Annotated in this window: 16 protein-coding genes; 5 read left to right on the top strand and 11 right to left on the bottom strand. The window is 64.5% G+C overall.

The genetic code is table 11. From position 1 onward, the window contains the following. Positions 1-14: 14 nt before the first annotated feature. The 3 genes from ABC729_RS08055 to trxB all read right to left on the bottom strand — a co-directional run bounded on the left by ABC729_RS08055 (position 15) and on the right by trxB (position 2,749). Positions 15-245: a hypothetical protein gene (locus ABC729_RS08055; RefSeq protein WP_495607108.1), complete on the bottom strand. Its 231-nt coding sequence runs from the start codon at positions 243-245 to the stop codon at positions 15-17. A gap of 328 nt (positions 246-573) precedes the next feature. Continuing rightward, positions 574-1,485: a LysR family transcriptional regulator gene (locus ABC729_RS08050; RefSeq protein ID WP_495607107.1), complete on the bottom strand. Its 912-nt coding sequence runs from the start codon at positions 1,483-1,485 to the stop codon at positions 574-576. A gap of 310 nt (positions 1,486-1,795) precedes the next feature. Further along, the gene (gene trxB, locus ABC729_RS08045) at positions 1,796-2,749 is read right to left on the bottom strand and encodes a thioredoxin-disulfide reductase (protein ID WP_495607106.1); all 954 of its coding nucleotides are present in this window, start codon (positions 2,747-2,749) and stop codon (positions 1,796-1,798) included. 226 nt (positions 2,750-2,975) lie between these two features. Between trxB and ABC729_RS08040 the strand changes: the two genes are divergently transcribed. The 3 genes from ABC729_RS08040 to panB all read left to right on the top strand — a co-directional run bounded on the left by ABC729_RS08040 (position 2,976) and on the right by panB (position 7,126). Next, the gene (locus ABC729_RS08040) at positions 2,976-5,078 is read left to right on the top strand and encodes a protein-disulfide reductase DsbD family protein (protein WP_495607105.1); all 2,103 of its coding nucleotides are present in this window, start codon (positions 2,976-2,978) and stop codon (positions 5,076-5,078) included. A gap of 197 nt (positions 5,079-5,275) precedes the next feature. After that, complete coding sequence (locus ABC729_RS08035; protein WP_495607104.1) at positions 5,276-6,199, top strand: RNA polymerase factor sigma-32; 924 nt, start codon at positions 5,276-5,278, stop codon at positions 6,197-6,199. Positions 6,200-6,301: 102 nt separating this feature from the next. Next, positions 6,302-7,126 carry a 3-methyl-2-oxobutanoate hydroxymethyltransferase gene (gene panB, locus ABC729_RS08030; RefSeq protein ID WP_495607103.1) on the top strand — a complete coding sequence of 275 codons (825 nt, stop codon included), beginning with the start codon at positions 6,302-6,304 and terminating at the stop codon, positions 7,124-7,126. Positions 7,127-7,134: 8 nt separating this feature from the next. Here panB and ABC729_RS08025 read toward each other — a convergent pair whose 3' ends face one another. The 5 genes from ABC729_RS08025 to minC form a co-directional block, all read right to left on the bottom strand. Next, positions 7,135-8,730 (bottom strand): ABC transporter substrate-binding protein, encoded by a 1,596-nt coding sequence (locus ABC729_RS08025; protein ID WP_495607102.1) that lies wholly within the window; start codon positions 8,728-8,730, stop codon positions 7,135-7,137. Between the two features lie 107 nt (positions 8,731-8,837). After that, complete coding sequence (locus ABC729_RS08020) at positions 8,838-10,448, bottom strand: ABC transporter substrate-binding protein (protein ID WP_495607101.1); 1,611 nt, start codon at positions 10,446-10,448, stop codon at positions 8,838-8,840. Between the two features lie 97 nt (positions 10,449-10,545). After that, a complete protein-coding gene (minE, locus tag ABC729_RS08015; RefSeq protein WP_102110923.1) occupies positions 10,546-10,830 on the bottom strand; it encodes a cell division topological specificity factor MinE in 285 nt (94 codons plus the stop codon). Then, the gene (minD, locus tag ABC729_RS08010) at positions 10,827-11,642 is read right to left on the bottom strand and encodes a septum site-determining protein MinD (RefSeq protein WP_495607100.1); all 816 of its coding nucleotides are present in this window, start codon (positions 11,640-11,642) and stop codon (positions 10,827-10,829) included. Before minD ends, minE begins: the two co-directional genes overlap by 4 nt. Before the next feature lie 97 nt (positions 11,643-11,739). After that, positions 11,740-12,558, bottom strand: a complete 819-nt coding sequence (gene minC, locus ABC729_RS08005; RefSeq protein WP_495607099.1) for a septum site-determining protein MinC — start codon at positions 12,556-12,558, stop codon at positions 11,740-11,742. Between the two features lie 728 nt (positions 12,559-13,286). Between minC and ABC729_RS08000 the strand changes: the two genes are divergently transcribed. Next, entirely contained in the window at positions 13,287-14,033 is a 747-nt protein-coding gene (locus ABC729_RS08000) for a PhoH family protein (RefSeq protein WP_495607098.1), read from the top strand. A 33-nt stretch (positions 14,034-14,066) separates the two neighbouring features. On the opposite strand, the gene ABC729_RS07995 is transcribed toward ABC729_RS08000, so the two are convergent. The 3 genes from ABC729_RS07995 to ABC729_RS07985 all read right to left on the bottom strand — a co-directional run bounded on the left by ABC729_RS07995 (position 14,067) and on the right by ABC729_RS07985 (position 17,639). Further along, a complete protein-coding gene (locus ABC729_RS07995) occupies positions 14,067-14,717 on the bottom strand; it encodes a hypothetical protein (RefSeq protein ID WP_495607097.1) in 651 nt (216 codons plus the stop codon). 242 nt (positions 14,718-14,959) lie between these two features. After that, positions 14,960-16,645 (bottom strand): methyl-accepting chemotaxis protein, encoded by a 1,686-nt coding sequence (locus tag ABC729_RS07990; RefSeq protein WP_495607096.1) that lies wholly within the window; start codon positions 16,643-16,645, stop codon positions 14,960-14,962. Positions 16,646-16,694: 49 nt separating this feature from the next. Further along, a complete protein-coding gene (locus ABC729_RS07985) occupies positions 16,695-17,639 on the bottom strand; it encodes an alpha/beta fold hydrolase (RefSeq protein ID WP_495607095.1) in 945 nt (314 codons plus the stop codon). Between the two features lie 113 nt (positions 17,640-17,752). Between ABC729_RS07985 and ABC729_RS07980 the strand changes: the two genes are divergently transcribed. Beyond that, positions 17,753-18,232 carry a MaoC family dehydratase gene (locus ABC729_RS07980; RefSeq protein WP_495607094.1) on the top strand — a complete coding sequence of 160 codons (480 nt, stop codon included), beginning with the start codon at positions 17,753-17,755 and terminating at the stop codon, positions 18,230-18,232. Positions 18,233-18,649 lie beyond the last annotated feature (417 nt).

Raw genomic sequence — 18,649 nt, 5'->3', positions numbered from 1 at the left:
CGGCCTGCCGGTCTTTATGCCGATATGTCGATGATATAGCCGCGATACTGTACCGGCTGCACCGGCTCCAGCCGCACGGGCGGGACAGGCGACAGGTTACGTTCGGGCAGACGGGGGGCAGGTGCCGGCTGTGGCGGCGGTGGGGCCGGTGCCGGGTCGGCGGAACGACGCCCGGGTGCCCCCTCCGGCGCGGGTGGGGCCGGGGCGGTATAGGTACCAGTGCTGTTGATGCCGTTGATCGCCATGATCGGCTGCCCCGCTATTCATGGGCGACATCATAATCCCTGCACCCGCCATCGTGAATTGCACAATCGGATAGGCTGACACGGTCTGACCCGTGCCGGAATTTTGGGCGGTGGCTGGTCAGGAGTGAGGCAGATAAAAAAACGGCCGGAAAACCAAACGGTTTCCGGCCGAGTTGAACAGGGAGGCTTCACGTCTGGGAGACGCTGGGTCAAGGACCCAACCCCGACCGGGTAAATCGGGGTGAAACGTCGCTGCTGCGTCGCAGCAGCGATGGCCCAAGATTTAAGCATCCGGGCCGATTATACCAGGGGTGAAGCCAAGCCTGAGTTATGCGTTCGATGCATGGCTCGCAGGGAAGGTCTCAGCAACCTTCTTCACGAGGAAGTCACGGAACACGGCGATGCGCTTGGAATGGCGCAATTCCTCCGCGTACACGAAATAGGCGTCGATGCGCGGCCCGCTCACTTCCGGCAGGATACGGACGATATCGGGCTGGTTGTCGACGACATAGTCGGGCAGGGACGCAATGCCCAGGCCGGACTGAACGGCGCGGAACATGGCGTACAGGCTATTGACGCGCAGCGCGGTATGGCGTTCGCCACCCGGCGGATCGCCGACATGCAAGGCCCAGTTGATGTTGGTGACCGGGGCCCGCGCTTCGTTCGGATAGGCGATCAGGTCGTGCTGATCCAGTTCCGCCACCGATTGCGGCATGCCGCGCTTTTCGATGTAGGACTTGTGGGCGTACAGGTGGACGCGCACCGTCATCAGATGGCGCTGGATCAAATCTGGCTGGCGCGGGGCCGACAGGCGGATGGCGATATCCGCCTCGCGCATCGACAGATCCAGCTCGTTATCGTCCAGCAGCAGCGTCAGCTGCACATCCGGATAGAGCGACAGGAAATCCTTCACCCGCGGCGTCAGCCAAGTGGAGCCGAGCGCGATGGTGGTGGTGACCTTCAGCGGGCCCTTCGGATGCTCCTTCGATTCGGAGAGCATGGCCTCCGTCATCGAGAGCTTGGCGAACACCTCCCGCGCGGTGCGGTAGAGCAACTCACCCTGTTCCGTCAGGATCAGCCCGCGCGCGTGGCGATGAAACAGCGGCACATGGAGGCTTTCCTCCAGAGCGCTGATCTGCCGGCTGACCGCCGACTGGCTGAGGTTCAGGGTTTCCCCCGCATGCGTGAAGCTGCCCGCCTCCGCCACAGCGTGAAAGACGCGAAGCTTGTCCCAGTCCATGGACCCGTCCCTAGATAGTGGCGCAACTGCCGAACGCCGGATGACGTCCCAGGCGCCCTGTCTGTTGGTCGGACACGGGAATGCGCCCGACGCATGGATGATATACAGCCCCCGCCGCCAATGCTAGGGCTTGTCACCAAAATGTCGATTTACCGCTAGCTATCGTATTGTTCTTGCAACACATCACCGAGGGACCGGGCGGGAATCCCCCTGCGAAAGTGGTAAAATGAAGAACGGCCAGGAAATGGAAACGGCGACTCCGCCGCCATTCCTTGGCCGTTTTCACATAATCCTTGGGGCCGATGTCGAATCAGTGACCGGCCAGGAACTTTTCGACTTCCAGTGCCGCCATGCAGCCCATGCCTGCCGCCGTCACGGCCTGACGGAACACCTTGTCCTTCACATCGCCGGCGGCATAGACGCCAGGGATGTCGGTGCGGGTGCTGTCCGGGTCGGTGACGATATAGCCTTCGTCATCCATGCGAACCTTGCCCTTGAACACGCTGGTGGCCGGGTCATGGCCGATGGCCACGAACACGCCGTCAAGCGACCGTTCCGTGACAGCGTCGGTCTTCACATTGCGCAGGCGCACGCCCGTCACCAGCTTCGGGTCGGTGAAGCTGGAGCCACCCTTGCCCAGGATCTCTTCCACCACGCTGTCCCAGACCACTTCGATCTTGGGATGGGCGGCGACGCGTTCCTGAAGGATGCGTTCACCGCGGAAACTGTCGCGGCGATGGATCAGGGTAACCTTGCTGGCATGGTGGGTCAGGTACAGGGCCTCTTCCAGGGCGGTGTTGCCGCCGCCGATAACGGCCACTTCCTTGCCCCGGAAGAAGAACCCGTCGCAGGTGGCGCAGGCCGAAACGCCGCCGCCCTGATAATGCTCTTCGCCCGGAATGCCCAGCCAGCGGGCCTGTGCGCCCGTCGCGATGATGACGGCGTCGGCGACGAACTCATCACCGCTGTCGGCCTTGCACACGAAGGGGCGCTGGGTGAAATCGACATCGGTGATGATGTCGTAAAACATTTTGGTACCGTAACGTTCGGCCTGCGCCCGCATCTGCTCCATCAGGAACGGGCCTTCCACCGGGTCGGCGAAACCGGGATAGTTTTCCACGTCCTTGGTGATGGTCAGCTGTCCGCCCGGCGTCATGCCCTGTACCAGCACCGGCTCCAGGCTGGCGCGGGCGGCATAGATGGCGGCGGTATAGCCGGCCGGGCCGGCGCCGATGATCAGGACCTTGGAACGATGGGTCGCCATGATGCTTCCTTGGGAACGGCGTTGGATTTCATGCCGCCGAAGATGGGGGCGATGGGGCGCATCCGGCAAGATGCACGGGCGCGGGGCGGGGTTGCGACCCTACAGGGGCCAGGGCGGGCGGGCAATGGCCCTGGCGCTGACACAACTTGAAACAAAGCCGCACTGGCCCCGGAGCCGAGGTCACACTACATAGAGAGGCGCCTTTGCTTTCCCATGGGTTCCGGTGATGAAGAAATTCGGCCTTTCCACCTTGTGCGCCCTGTTGCTGGCCGGTGCCGTGCAGGCGGCCCCTGTCCGGTCCAATCTGGTGACGACCGACAATGTGGAAACCTTCATCACCCTGGAAACCCAGGGTGTGGCCCCCGGACAGACGGTGTGGGCCGCCCTGACCCAGAATATCCGCCCGCATTGGCACACCTACTGGATCAATCCGGGCGACAGCGGCATCCCGACCGAGATCAAATGGACCCTGCCGGAAGGCTGGAAGGCCGATGCCATCACCTGGCCCGCACCGCAGCGCTTCCCCATCGGACCCCTGGTCAATTTCGGTTATGCCGATCAGGTGCATCTGTTGGTTCCCCTGACGGTTCCCGCCAATGCCGTGCCGGGGCAGGCGGTGACGCTGGACGCCAAGGTCGACTGGCTGGTCTGCGAGGATATCTGCATCCCCGAATCGGCCGATCTGTCGATCGCGGTGCCGGTGGTGGCCGGAACGGCAGCCGTGGAGCCGGAGGCGGCGGCCTTGTTTACCAAGGCCCGCGCCAGTCTGCCCGTACCAAGCCCCTATACAGCGACCCTGACGCCGGGGGAGAAGTCCCACCGCCTGACCCTTGCGGCCCCCGGTCTGGACAAGGGGAAGATCAGCGAGGTCTTCTTCTTCCCGCATGATTACAAGGTCGCCTCCTCCAACGCCGCGCAGGAACTGCGCCTGGGGGCTGACGGCCTGAGCCTGTCGCTGGTGCCCGGCGGTGCCATGCCCGCCGGGCCGGTGACGGGTGTCCTGTCCTTTACCGAGGAACTGGACGGGCAGTCGGTTCGCCACGCGTTTGCGGTGGAGGCGGCGGTAGGTGCTGCTGCGCCGGCACCCACGGGTGGGGATGCTCAGACAAGCTGGGCCACGGCCCTGCTGCTGGCCCTGCTGGGCGGGGCGGTGCTGAACCTGATGCCCTGTGTATTCCCCGTCCTGTCCATGAAGGCCCTGGCCCTGTTGAAGCATGGTCCCGGCCATGCCCGCCGGCATGGGCTGGCCTATACGGCGGGGGTTCTAGCCTGCTTTGCCCTGGTGGCGGGCATCCTGATCGCCTTGCGCGCCGGGGGGGCGGCCATCGGTTGGGGGTTCCAGCTGCAGGACCCGCTGGTGGTCGCCATCCTGGCCTATGTCATGCTGCTGCTGGGCCTCTCCCTGTCGGGCGTGTTTACGCTGGGCGGGTCGGTGATGGGGGTAGGGCAGGGGTTGGCGGGCCGTGATGGGCTGGCTGGCAGCTTCTTTACCGGCGTATTGGCAACGGTGGTCGCCACCCCCTGCACGGCACCCTTCATGGGCACGGCCCTGGGTTTCGCCATCACCCAGCCCTGGCCCGTGGCCCTGTCGGTGTTCCTGGCCCTGGGGCTGGGCATGGCGCTGCCCTTCCTGGCTTTGTCGTTCAGTCCGGCCCTGCTGAGGCGGTTGCCGCGACCGGGTCTGTGGATGGAGCGGGTGAAACAGGCGTTGGCCTTCCCGCTCTATGCGTCTGCCGCCTGGCTGGTCTGGGTCCTGTCGATACAGGCGGGGCCGGCGGCGCTGGCCACCGTTCTGGCCGGTATGGTCGCCATCGCCTTCGCCGCCTGGGTCTATGGCCAGACGCGGCTGTCGGGTGGGGTGGGGCGGGCCTTCGGCACTGTCCTCGCCGTGCTGGCCCTGGGCGGTGCTGTGGCAGGCGCCAGCACAGCGCGGACCGTTCCGGCACCGGAACAGTCCGCCGGGGCCAAGCAAGCCAGCACGGATTATCAGCCTTGGACCGCGGAGAAGCAGGCCGAACTGACGGGGCAGGGGAAACCTGTCTTTGTGAATTTCACGGCGGCTTGGTGCGTCACCTGTCTGGTGAATGAACGCACCTCCCTGTCCACCGCGTCGGTGAAGGCCGCCATGAAGGAAAAGGGTGTCACCTATCTGAAGGGCGACTGGACCAACCGCGACGCCACCATCGCCCGTGTCCTGGAAAGCTACGGGCGCAGCGGTGTGCCGCTTTACCTTGTCTATCTGCCGGGCAAGCCCGAACCGGTGATCCTGCCGCAGATATTGACCGAGGGCATTGTGCTGGATGCCCTGTCCGGCCTGCCGAACGCCTGATCGTCGGGAACCATTCGCCACCCTTCGTTGTTGGTTTCCCATGCAGTGATGCGGGAAGCGTAGGGCCGCTATGTCCTTGGCGATATGACGCCAGCCGGTCTTGCGGCACCATCCCCCGCATCCTATCTTAGAATTATTCTAAGACGGAGGATGCATGCGGCCGCCCGTGCGGCCAGCATCTTCCGGGGAGACAGATCATGGCGAGTTACAGCGAAAGCGCCGACATTCTGCGGACCTTCACGGCCCAGGCCAACCGGTATCCGATGCTGCTGCCCGAGCAGGAGGCCCAGCTTGCCCGCGATTGGACGGAGCGCCAGGATCGCCGCGCCTTCGACAAGCTTGTCCGGTCCCATATGCGTCTGGCGGTGAAGGTGGCCGGCAAATATGCCCGTTCCGGCCTGCCCGCCGCCGATCTGGTGTCGGAGGCGAATATTGGCCTGGTGAAGGCGGTGCAGCGTTTCGATCCCACGCGCGGTTTCCGTCTGGCCACCTATGCCCTGTGGTGGATCCGGGCGGAGGTGCAGTCCTTCGTCCTGCATAACTGGTCGCTGCTGAAAGGTGGCAACACGGCCACCCTGAAGCGCCTGTTCTTCAACCTGCGTCAGACGCAGCGCCGTCTGGGCATCCATGACCGGGTGATGAGCGATGCGGAGGCCGCGAAGGTCGCGGAAACCTTGAGCGCCAGCATCGAGGATGTGCGCGAGATGGAACATCGCTTCGCCACGCCCGTCAGTTCCCTGAACGTGCCGGTGGGGGAGGATGGCGATCATGAAGCCATCGACATGCTGGCCGATGAAACGGAAAGCGTGGAGGAAAAGCTGGCCGAGAAGGGGGAGCTGACGGCGCGACGCGCCCTGATGAAGGATGCGCTGACCCAGTTGGGCGACCGCGAGCGCCATATTTTCGCGGCCCGTAATCTGGCTGAACAGCCGGTGACGCTGGAGACGCTGGCCCGGCAGTACGGCGTCAGCAAGGAGCGTATCCGCCAGATCGAAAGCGGAGCCTACAAGAAGGTTGTGCGCCGGGTCCGGTCGCAGGTGGAGGCGACCCCAATGCTGCCGGCCAACCTTCCGCCGCCCCTGGCACTGGGCCGGCGGGCCGGTGCCATGGCGATGGCCTGATGCGTAAAGGGGGACCGCTGGCCGGTCCCCCTTTACGCATGGCCCGTTCTGCGGTACGGGATGCCGCAACGCACAAATAAACATGGCCGGAGGAGAAGAGGCATGAGCGCCAGCGCCCAGGTGAAGCGCGTCAGCGTGCCCGATATCGCTGCCCGCAAGGGACAGGAACCGGTCGTGGTGCTGACGGCCTACAGCGTTTCCATGGCCAAGCTTCTGGATGAGCATTGCGATTGTCTGCTGGTGGGCGACAGTCTGGGCATGGTGCTCTACGGGTTGGACAGCACGCTGCCTGTCACGCTGGACATGATGATCAACCATGGTGCCGCCGTTGTGCGCGGGTCGTCCAAGGCCTGTGTCGTGGTCGATCTGCCCTGGGCCTCCTATCAGGAAAGCCCGGCCCAGGCCTTTCGCAATGCCGCCCGCGTCCTGGCCGAAACCGGCGCGTCGGCGGTGAAGCTGGAGGGCGGGGAGGAGATGGCGGAGACGGTGGAGTTCCTGGTCCGCCGGGGTATCCCCGTCATGGGCCATGTCGGTCTGACGCCACAGGCCGTGAACGCGCTGGGCGGCTATCGTGCGCGCGGCCGGTCGGATGCCGAACAGGCCAAGATATTGGGTGATGCCAAGGCCATTGCGGAGGCCGGGGCCTTCGCCATTGTGGTGGAAGGCGTGGTGGAGCCGCTGGCCCGTCAGATAACCGAACAGATCCCCGTGGTCACTATCGGCATCGGCGCCAGTGCCGCCTGTGACGGGCAGGTGCTGGTGTCTGACGATATGCTGGGCCTGTTTGCGGGCTTCACGCCCAAATTCGTGAAGCGGTATGCGGAGATCGGCGAGCAGGTGTCCGAGGCCGCTGCATCCTATGCCGCTGAGGTGCGCGCCCGTGCCTTTCCCGGCCCGGCACATGTGTTTGCTGCCAAGAAGGGCTGAAGTTCCCCCTACCTTACCGGCGCGCCGTCGCGCAGGGTGACGGCGCGGCCGAACACGCGGGCGGTATCGCGCGGGGCCACGATCAGGTCGGCCCGGTGCAGTACCAGATCGCGCAGATGCAGCAACGGGATGAAGGGCGTGTCACGGTCCAGGATGACCTGAATGTCCCGCATGGCCGGATCGATGGCGGCGGGATCGGTTTCGGCGGACAGCAGCAGGCGCGTAATCTCCGCGTCCTGATACTTGCCGGGATTCATCAGGGTGCGGGTTGGTGTGGGGCGCAGCATCGCGTCATAACCGCTTAGAACGATCCCATCCTCAATACCGACAAGGTCCAGAGCCAGATCAAACCGCCCGTCCCGGACCTGCTCGCGGAACTCCTCCCGCGTGACCCGCCGCACATTTACTTTGATCCCGGCGGCGGACAGCATACCGGCCAGCACATCCGCCGTGCGCCCGCCATCACTACCCCGGGAGGGAGCGGTCAGCAGGTCAAGGGTCAGCCCCTCCCCATAACCGGCGGCCCGCAGCAGGTCGCGGGCGGTGGCGGGGTCATAGGTATCGGCGGGCCGGTCGGGCATGAAGCCACGCATGCCCGGTCCGCCCAACTGGTTGGCCGGCAGCCCGTAACCATCCGTCGCGCGTTGCGCCAGCAGGGGCTTGCTGATGGACAGTGCCAGGGCGCGGCGCACGCGCAGATCGGCCAGCGCCGGGTTCCCCCGTGCCAACGGATTGCCCGGCCCGCTACCGGACAGGTTCAGCGACAGGAAGAAGGTGCGGTCGGTGGGCAGTTCCGTCAGGCTGATATGCGACAGGCCGGGCAGATAGGCGAGCGGTGCCGGGGGCGGGTCTTCGATAATGTCGGCCTGCCCATCGGCCAGGGCGCGGACACGGGCCTGCCCGTCGGGCTCTACCCGCAGGATCAGTTCCTCGAACGTGGCCGGGGGCCGGCCCTTGACCGGTGCTGCCGCCGACAGCCTGTATTGTGCTGCTTCATGCGCCGACAGGCGATAGGGGCCGCTGCCACCCGGCGGGCTGGCGGTCAGCAGCAGGCCTACCGGCATGTCCGGCGTGCAGGAACGGTCGGTGAAGGCGGACGGCGCCTCCACCCCGAAAATCAGGAAAAAGGCTGAACTGATCCGTGCATAGGGTCGGTCGAGTTCCAGGAGGATGCTGTTGTCGGGCTGAACGCTGGCGCGGCGCACGGACAGGTTCTGGCCGGTCCCGCCCCGGTTCAGGGCGGCCCAGCGACACAGGCTGTAGGCAATGTCACGGGCCGTCACCGGTCGGTCCTTGCCGAACCAGTAACCAGGGGACAGGCGCAGACGCCAGACGCGCTGATCCTGGCTTTCCCAGGCCGACAGCAGGCCGGGCATGGGATTGAACATCTCCCGGTTGGCCAGACTGTCATAGAGATGACCCATCAGCTGAAAATCAGCGCCCGTATAGGCCCGGTGCGGGTCCAGCGAGGTCGGGGCGTTGGTGATCAGTATGGTCAGCCGTTCGGAAGGGCCGGCGGCCCATGACCCGACGGTCACCGTCAGGGGCAGGAACAGCAGCCCCAGCAGGCACAGCAGCATTATTGGGGTTCGGCGTCCGGCCATCCAGCGCATCCCCGTTTCGACCCGCACAAGGATATGTGCGTGGGGAGATCATGACTCCTTTCCGCCGCAACGAAAAGTGTCACGCAGTGGATGGTTACGATTGTGTGTCAGTTTCGCTCAATCGGCATCGCGTCGGTTGGCCGTGCGTCGGCTGTCACAGGCGATGTGATGCGGCCGAACGCGCGGGCCGTGTCACGGGCATGCAGGGTCAGTCCGGCCCGGTGCGCCACCAGATCGCGGATATGCATCAGCGGCAGCACCGGCAGATCCTCCTCCAGGATTGCGGTGGCCTGTGCCGTCAACCGCAGGATATCCTTTGGATCGGCGGCGCGCGCCTGCCGCAGCAGCGTATCCAGCTTCGGGTTGCGATAACCGCTGGGATTGATGATGCTGTCCTTCTCCGTCGAACCGGCGATGGAAGCATACCCTTCCATGGCCGATCCTGCCGTCAGGCCCAGCCCGGCGAACATCACCAGAAAATCCCCGGCGGCAACGCGGGCGCGGGCCTCTGCGGCGGGAACGGGGATGATTTCCGCCTCTATCCCGATGGGGCGCAACATGCCGGCCAGGGCATCGGCAACGCGGGGCCGGTCGGTGATACGGGTCGCGGGCAGCAACAGCGGCAGCCGCAACCCGTGGGGATATCCAGCCTCCGCCAGCAGGGCGCGGGCCTGATCCGGGTCGGGATGGGTGGCGCGGGACCGGTCGGCCAGATAGCCCTCCATCCCCGGCTGTGCCAACTGCCAGGCTGGACCGGCAAACCCCTCCAGCCCCCGATCGACCAGCACATGCCGGTCCACGGCCATGGCGATGGCGCGGCGGACGCGGATATCGGCCAGCGGGTTGGGGTTTCCGTCCCGCAGGCTGGCGCGCAGGTTGAAGGTCAGCAGCAGGGTGCGGTCGGTCGGCAGTTCCGTGATGGTCACCCCCTGCATCTTGCCCAGATAGGGCAACTGGTTGGGGATCACATCCTCCATCACATCCGCGTCGCCCATGACCAGCAGGCGCAACCGGTCGCGCGCATCAGGTTGCGACCACAGCACGACGCGTCGCCAGACTGAACAGTCGCGCCAGCAATGTGGCGACGGCACCAGCACACGCCGGTCAGCCGTCGGCGGCTCCGTGGCGGGGATATAGGGTCCGCTGCCCGTCTGCGGTTGTCCCCGGCTGGCCGTCGCCTGCTTTGCATCGCACCCCAGCGGTCCATCGCCGGCATCGGGCGGGGCCGCCACGATGAACAGCAGCGACAGGGCCGCCGGCAGCAGCCGGTACGGTGTCTCCAGCATCACGGTGACGCGGCCATTGGCGCCATCCGTGGCGACGCGGCTCAACAGCCCCAACCCTTCCCGACCCAGGCCGCGCATCAGGGTCTGATAGCGGCACAGGCTGTAGGCGACATCGCGTGGCGTCACCGGGCGGCCATTGGCGAAGCGCGCGGCGGGGTCGATCTGAAATGTCCAGGTGCGGTTGTCCGCGCTGGACCAGTTGCTGGCTAGCCTGGGCGCGACATTGAAGCCGTCGCGCGTCACCAGCGTATCGAACAGATGCTCATAAAATTGGAAATCGGCGCCCGTGCGCGCCTGATGCGGGTCATCGGCACTGACCAGACCGGAGGTGGCGACGACAAGATCGGTACCGGCCCGCACAGGCAGCGCCGCCGACGCCGTCAGCAGCGTCAGCACACAGACCAGCAACCGGGGCAGGCCAAGTCGAACCAAGGTCGCATCCAGGTTCAGCGGGGGGAATGTCAGATAACACAATGCCCGCCCCGGTAGGGGGCGGGCAAGATGTTTAGGGCCGCTGATTTTCAATGCGTCAGTTGATGGTGGCGGCGGTTCCGCGCTTGGCCGGACCCGGCAGCTCCACATTCACCTCCAGCATGGAACAGCCGCTTTCGCGTTCCAGCTTCACCGCCACCTTGTCGTCGTCGATGGACACGTACTTCTTGATGACGGCCAGCAGTTCCTGCTGCAACGCCGGCAGGAAATCGGGGCTGTCGCGGCCAGAGCGTTCATGCGCCAGAACGATCTGCAGCCGTTCCTTGGCCTGGGCCGCCACCGTGGGCGGCTTCGACTTGCGGAAAAGGTCAAGCAGGCTCATGCGGTCCTCCGCAGCAGGCGGTCCAGGAAGCCCTTCTTTTCGGGCTTGATGAAACGATGCTCGATGGTTTCGCCCAGGAAGCGGCCGACGGCATCGGCATAGGCGAGGCCGGCATTGGACTTGTCGTCCAGAACGACGGGCATGCCCACATTCGACGCCTTCAGCACGGCGGGGCTTTCCGGGACAATGCCCAACAGCGGGATGGCTAGGATTTCCAGCACATCCTCCACCTTCAGCATCTCACCCTTTTCCACCCGCTCCGGGTCGTAGCGGGTGACCAGCAGATGCTCCTTCACCGGCTCCAGACCCTGTTCGGCGCGGCGCGACTTGGCCTGGATCACGCCCAGGATACGGTCGCTGTCGCGCACCGACGACACTTCGGGGTTGGTCACGATGATGGCGTGGTCGGCCCAGTAGAGGGCCATCAACGCGCCCTTCTCGATGCCGGCCGGGCTGTCACACAGGATGTAGTCGAATTCCTTCTTCAGCTCGTCCAGGATCTTGCCGACACCCTCCTGGGTCAGCGCGTCCTTGTCGCGCGTCTGGCTGGTGGGAAGGATGTACAGGTTCTCGACCCGCTTATCCTTGATCAGGGCCTGGCTCAGCCGCGCCTCGCCATTGATCACATTGATGAAATCGAACACCACGCGGCGTTCGCATCCCATGATCAGGTCAAGATTGCGCAGGCCCACATCGAAATCGATGATGCAGGTCTTGAACCCACGCAGGGCAAGGCCGGTGCCGAAGGCGGCGCTCGAAGTGGTCTTCCCCACGCCGCCCTTGCCGGAGGTCATCGTAATGATCTTGGCCAAGAGGCGTCTCCCAAGCTCAAAGGTTGATCAAACTGTTCAGCAGGCTGCACAGGCAGCCCGCAGATTACTCAGGCCACGTTCGTGGCCACTGGACTCGTCAGGCCACATTCGTGGCCAGTGGGTCGATATGCAGATAGCCATTGTTCAGGTAAATTTGAACCTGACGACGACGGATATCCTTGCCGATATCTTCCGATACGCGATAGAGGCCGGCGATGGAGACCAGTTCGGCATCCAGGCTCTGGCAGAAAATCCGGGCATTCTGGTCGCCGCTGACGCCAGCCAGGGCCCGACCGCGCAGCGCACCGTAGACATGGATGGAACCGTCCGCCAGCAGTTCCGCGCCAGGGCTGACGGAACCGATCACCACAAGGTCACCGCCGGGCGCATAAATCTGACGGCCCGACCGCACATTCTCGGCGATCACCATCGTGTTGCGCTGCGGTGCCGGTTCCGGCATGGGGGCCGGCGGCGGGGCCGGGTTGGGTGCGGCCTGGGCCTGTGGCTGTCCGTGGCCCTGCACATTGGCCAGACCCTGGGCCGGGCTGCGGCCCGTGCCGGCCAGCGGATCGAACGTCTCCACCTTGCCGCGCGGCGTCGCGATCAGCGCCATGCCGCGCGACAGCGCCGCATCCTGCTGCTGCTTGGTGCCGCCCAGAAGGCCCACGGCCATCAGGCCCAGATTCTTCAACAGCTTGCAGAACGCGTCCATATCGAACGGCATGCCGGCCGGCAGATCGTCCAGATCCAGGACCACGCCTGCATTGCGGAAGAAGTTCGGGGCCTGCGCGATCTTGCCCGACAGGACGGGGAAGAAATTCGGATTGTGGGGGTCGCTGACCTTCAGCACCATCATGGTGAAGGTGCTGCCGCGCAACTGAAACGGCGCGTCCCTGAAGGCGACCTGATTGCTCATATCCGTGTCAGACCCCACCTGTCCCCGTATACGGCACAAGGGAACGGCGCGGCCCCGCCGCCCCATTCCCGTCCGCATTCACATCATCCCGCCGTTCAACCGCTTTTCGCGCGCCGACGCAAGCTTTTCATGCGGCACATCTTGCGACATTGCGCCAATGTTCCACAATATCTATTCCGGGTGGGCCTGTATGAATGCTTGCAATAACGGCCATGGCGCATCTTGAAACCCCATTCTCTGCCGCGGGAGAGGTGGCGGGGCGGGGGATGCGCAACCGGTCGCTGCCGTTGCCTTGCCGCCGGGTTCCGGTCCCGTTTCCGCCAACATTCCTATTGCACCCGCGAAGCCCGACTCGGATACCGTCTCCGAAAGGTGTATGTCACCAGATAGTGTGTGAATATTCCGTTTCATCCGCAATGGCTGGTGACGGCTGAAAATTTATGGGGTAACGTTCCTATTGTTGATCCTAAATGGGGGGGGACCGGATACATGTTGATGGCATATTGCCCAGCAGCATCATCCCGCAGCGCAGCAGCCATAACAGGCCGTGCGGCACCGCGAAACGCGTCGCCCGGCGCACCGCCCGCAGCAGCATCGACCGTCCGACGGCACGCACACCAACCGCACCACTCGACCCGAGGGTGCGGTTTTTTATTGCCCCGTCGCCGTCCCGCCGCGTTCCCGCTTCAACCGGACAATGTCCTTTGCCGTAAGTGAGGAGATGCCAGATGGCCAAGCGCCAGTCCAAGCCCGCGTCCAGCAGCAGCGATAACAAGGTCCAGCCCCTGTTCCCCCGCCAATCGACGGGGTGGGACCCGTTGGGCAATGCGGGGGAGGAGCGGCGCGATCAATCCTATGTCCGCACCGTCAAACCGATGAGTGCGGGCCAAGCTCTGCTGATGCAGGCCATCAAGGACCATAACCTGACCCTGGCGCTGGGGCCGGCGGGCACGGGCAAGACTTATCTGGCTATTTCATCCGCTGTCACCGCCCTGGAGAAGGGGGAGGTGGACCGCATCGTTCTTTCCCGCCCCGCCATCGAGGCCGGCGAAAGCATCGGCTTCCTGCCCGGTGACGTGAACGAGAAGATGGCGCCGTTCCTGCGCCCGCTTTACGACGCGCTGTCGGACCGGCTGGGGTCCAAGCGGCTGAAGGCTATGATGGCCGACGGCTCCATCGAGATCGCGCCCGTCGGTTACATGCGCGGCCGCACGCTGAACAATGCCTTCGTGGTGATTGATGAGGCGCAGAACTGCACCTACGCCCAGATCAAGATGCTGCTGACCCGTCTGGGCTGGCACTCCACCATGGTGCTGACGGGCGACCCGGATCAGTCGGACCTGCTGCCCGGCGTGTCCGGTCTGGCCGACATTGCCCGCCGACTGGAGGTGGTGGAGGGCATTTCCATCGTGCGTCTGGCCGATGCGGACATCGTGCGCCACCCGCTGGTGGCCAGCATGCTGACCGTGCTGTGACTTTCGGCGAAGGGGTGGCCCGCGGGTCACCCCTCAGTTCGACGCCGCCACGTCCTGATGCAGGCTTTCCAGATATTGGTCGGCCAGCTTTTCCCGATCAATCCGTGTCAATCCGCGCAGCAGGCTTAGGCGGGCGCGTTTGGCGCGGTCGCTTTGATTGAAACAGGCATGCAGTGTTTCAGGGGGGCCGATTGACAACGCGCTCAGCGACAATGGCGCGAAGCCCTTGGCATTGCGGTCGCGGTCCAGTTCAGATTTCAGGAAAGCGAATTGTGATACCTCTACCACGGCCGCATTGATACGGCCCGCCTGCAGCTTTCGCAGGTTAGCAATATCCGACGCCGCGACCTCGACCCGCAACGTGCCTTTGCCCCGCAGCCCGTCAATGATGGGGCCGTTATCGTAACCATCGACGATCCCGATCAGCAGGTTTTGTAGATCGCTGGCGTTTTGCCATTTGATCGGGTCCGTCTGGCGTTCAGCCAGGGCGTGGCGGAAGGTGCCGATGGGCAGTTCTGACAAGATGCCACCCGCCGCCGCACATTCGGTCGCCGTGGCGGTGAAGAAGCCCACATGATCACCGTCCATCTGCATGCCGGTGGACACCGCCCGCTTCCACGGCAGGATGGTCAGGGTAAAACCGTCGCCTTGCGTGGCGAATGCTGCCCGCAGGACGGTGCTCATAGCACCTCCCTGCGGCAGGCTGCCGGAAAAGGGCGGCCATTCAAGAGTAGTGAAAGACCATTCCTCTGCCCCTGCCACCGGCAGCGGTGCCATAAGCAACCCGCACAGAAATGCCAGTGATCTGAGCCGACGCATGATCCTCCCCAGGTTTAAGGAACCGATCCCCAAAACTATGGATGATGTTTCAGTGCTGCAACATCGTCCTGTATGACCATAAGCATCATTTCCGGGTTTTCTTACCGTCAACCGGCCCTTACACGGGTAATGAACCCCTCCACCTGCTGGCGCAGATCATCGGCTTCCCGCGTCAGTTCACTGGCCGAGGTCAGAAGGTCATGGGCACTGCCGCTGGTACTTTCCACGGCCATGCGCACGCCACCGATATTGCCCGCGATCTCCGCCGTGCCGATGGCCGCCTGCTGCACATTGCGGGCGATTTCGCGGGTGGCGGCGTCCTGTTCTTCCACGGCGGCGGCGATGCTGGTGGCGATTTCGTTGATCTCTGCGATGGTGCGGGTGATCTCGGTCGTCGCGGCCACCGCCCCGCCGCTGGCCTGCTGGATGGCCGCGATGCGGGCGGAGATGTCCTCCGTCGCCTTGGCCGTCTGGCTGGCGAGGTTCTTCACCTCCGACGCAACGACAGCGAAGCCCTTGCCGGCCTCACCCGCGCGGGCCGCCTCAATGGTGGCATTCAAGGCCAGCAGATTGGTCTGACTGGCGATCTCCGCGATCAGCTTGACCACCGCACCGATGGCATCGGCCTCGGTTGCCAGGGCCTGGATGGTGCCGTTGGTGGCCTGGGCGCGCTCGGCGGCGGCCCGCGCGATGCTGGCCGAGGTGCCGACCTGCCGTGTGATCTCGCCGATGGACGCGGTCATCTGCTCCGCCGAGGCCGCGACCGTCTGCACATTGGCGCTGGTCTGGTCGGTGGCGGCGGAAACCACACCCGTCTGCCCCCGCGCCTGTTCGGCCGACGCCGACAGGGTCACGGCGCTGTCATTCAGATGGTTTGCCGCCGATGCGACGCGGGACACGATGCCCATGACTCCGGTTTCGAAACTGTCGGCTAGGGTCATCAGACCTTGCCGGCACTCTGCCTCGGCCCGTTGCTCGGCCTGCTTCACTTCCTCGCCCAGCCGCCGCGCCTCGGCGGCGTTCGCCTTGAAGGTTTGCAGCGCCGATGCCAGCCGGCCAATCTCGTCATGCCGTCCCAGCCCGGGGATGGCAACCGACAGGTCGCCATCGGCCACCTTCGCCATGGCGCCCGTCACCGCCTCCACGGGCCGCGCGATCGTGTAGGTGGAGATGTAGAAGGCTAGACCGCCCAGCAGGACAATGCCCACCCCCATGGTGGACAGCACCAGCAGGTGGGATTGTTTGGCATCCGCCGTGGCGGCAACCGATTCCGCGTGGACCGCGTCCCGCAGCTCGTCCGACAGTTTCAGGGCCTTGTCACGCAATCCGTCCATGGCGGGATCAAACCGGCCGCTGACAAAGGCCAGAGCGTCCCCCGGATTGCCCGCCTTCACCACCGGGGCGATTTCCTTGAAAATCTCCTGACTGGCCAGAAGGTCTTGCTGGATTTCCGCGATACGGGCGGCATAGCGCGGGGCCGTTTCCCGCGTGCGGTCCAGATGGCCCGATGCCTGCCCGAAATTGCGGATGCCGCGGTCATGCGCTTCCTGAATGCGCTTTTCATCGGGCATGGACAGAAGCTTGTAGCCCTGCCGGCTGACTGCTGTCAGTTCGCGCACGGCACGCACAATCTCCAGCGCTGCTGTCTGATCGCCGTTCAGCAATCGTGAATATTGCTGGTCCGTACTGACCAGCCGGGTGGAGGCGAACAGGCCGACACCGACAGTCAACAGGCTGAGCAGGGCGATGATGCCCAGGATACGGGCGGAGATGGACAGACGGCTGATATTCATGTCGTCTTTCTTCTGGCAGGCTGGGAAGCGGAACCTCAAGGATTAACCCTTAAGAATTCTCTGCATGCTCGTCTATCCCTGGCAGGTCCGCCAGAAAATTATCAATGGCTGACAGAACCTCCGCCCGGATCGGGTCCGCCTCAATCAGCAGTTCATGTTCGCCCACAGGAAAGGGCACCAGGGTGCAGTGGGGCAGGCGCCGTGCCGCCCGGTCGTGGCTATTTGGGCGCACAATCCGGTCGGCGCGGGCCGACAGGATTAATGTTGGCACCGTCACATTCTCAAGCCGGTCCTTCTCAAAGTAATGCCGGATAGAAGACAGCGCCCCATGCAGCCAGCCCCAACTGGCACCCCCGAGGGCCACAGCCGGGTCCCGCGCCATGACATCCTGCATCAGGGCAAACCGGCGCGGATCGCTGGTCAGGCGGTTGCCCTTGAAGGGCAGCGGCTTGTCGGGTCCCTGCATCAGGGCGTATTTATCGGCCCGCCCCGTGCGCACGGCCCAGCGGGTCAACTGCCAGGCCAGCCCCTGCGGCATCGGCACATTGATGCCCAGCATGGGGGCACACGCGATGATCCCGGCGAACGGGTGGGGCCGTTCCGCGACATGGCGCATCAGGATATGACCGCCCATGGAATGGCCCAACCCGACCAGCGGACCCTTGAACTGGCTCTTCCAATGCGCCAGCGCCGCGTCCAGATCGTCCAGGAACGCATCGAAATCCAGGGCGTGGCCCACCATCGGATCGGGCAGCAGGCGGGAGGAGCCACCCTGGCCGCGCCAATCCATCGACAGGACATGCAGGCCCCGGTGGCTCAGGTCCGCGGCCAGTTCGGTATAGCGTTCCACCTGCGCCGCGCGGCCGGGCAGGATCAGCATGGTGATGGCGTCATCGGGCGGGGGTGGGCCGGGCGGTTGCCAGCGTGACAGGCGCAACCTTGTGCCATCGGGCAGCGACAGCATCTCATGCGCCCAAGCTCCGTTATTCTCCACGCCGCCTCTCATCCTTTCCGCCTGTTTGACCGCCTTGCCGGGCCAAGCCTATGGTTGTGGCGGCAGCTTAAGGGGCAGGGGCCCCATCCGCCAAGCCTGGGAGCATCGTCACGATGGATAGTATCACCCGCCGCACCGGCCTGGACCCGGCCGATCTGACTGGCTTTTATTTTGAAGATCTGTTTATGGGCATGAAAGGCATCTATGCCCGGACCATCACGGAAACCGACATTGTCATGTTTGCCGGTATTTCCGGCGACACCAACCCCATGCATCTGAATGAGGATTATGCCCGCGCCACCCCGTTCGGCGGGCGCATCGCGCATGGGATGCTGTCGGCCTGCTTCATTACCACCGTTCTGGGCACCCGCCTGCCGGGGCCGGGCTGTATCTACATGTCCCAGAACCTGCGCTTCCGCTCGCCCGTGCGCATCGGGGAGACGGTGACGACGACTGTTACGGTGACGGGTCTGGTCCCAGAGAAGCGCCGCGCCATGCTGTCCACGATCTGCACCGTGGGGGACAGGGTTGTCATCGATGGCGAGGCCATGGTGATGGTGCCGGCCCGCGCCGTCAGCGAAACCACCCCCTGACCTTTGCCTGGGGGAGAGACACAAGCTCTCCCCAGAATCTGTGGATAAGTCTGTGGCTAAAGGGGCGGTAACCGCGCCGGAACATTGCGGCCTGCGGCTCTCCTGGATTTGCCTGTTTTTTGTGCAGATTTGTGCGCGCGGGATAGGCTTCGCTTGACATCAATCCGGATGTCATCATGAAAACTGTTTTATAACAGTGAGTTGAGTGAGGTTCTGGGAACTGCTGGCGAATTTCCGGAACGGAAAGACGGAGGGGTCATATGCTCGCCGCCATGCGACACATGCATGCAATGGCGGCTGATGGATTGCAAAACCGGGTGGCGGAAGGCCCCGAAGCCGGGCCGATGTCACGGTGGACAATATTCGTGTCACGGCTCGCGGGATATTCACGACGGGTACTTGGATAACGCCCCGACG

This window comes from Niveispirillum sp. CC-CTL257, from assembly GCF_059489915.1.
Note: the sequence above shows the minus strand (reverse complement) of the source record. Positions and strands in the feature narration are given on the sequence as shown.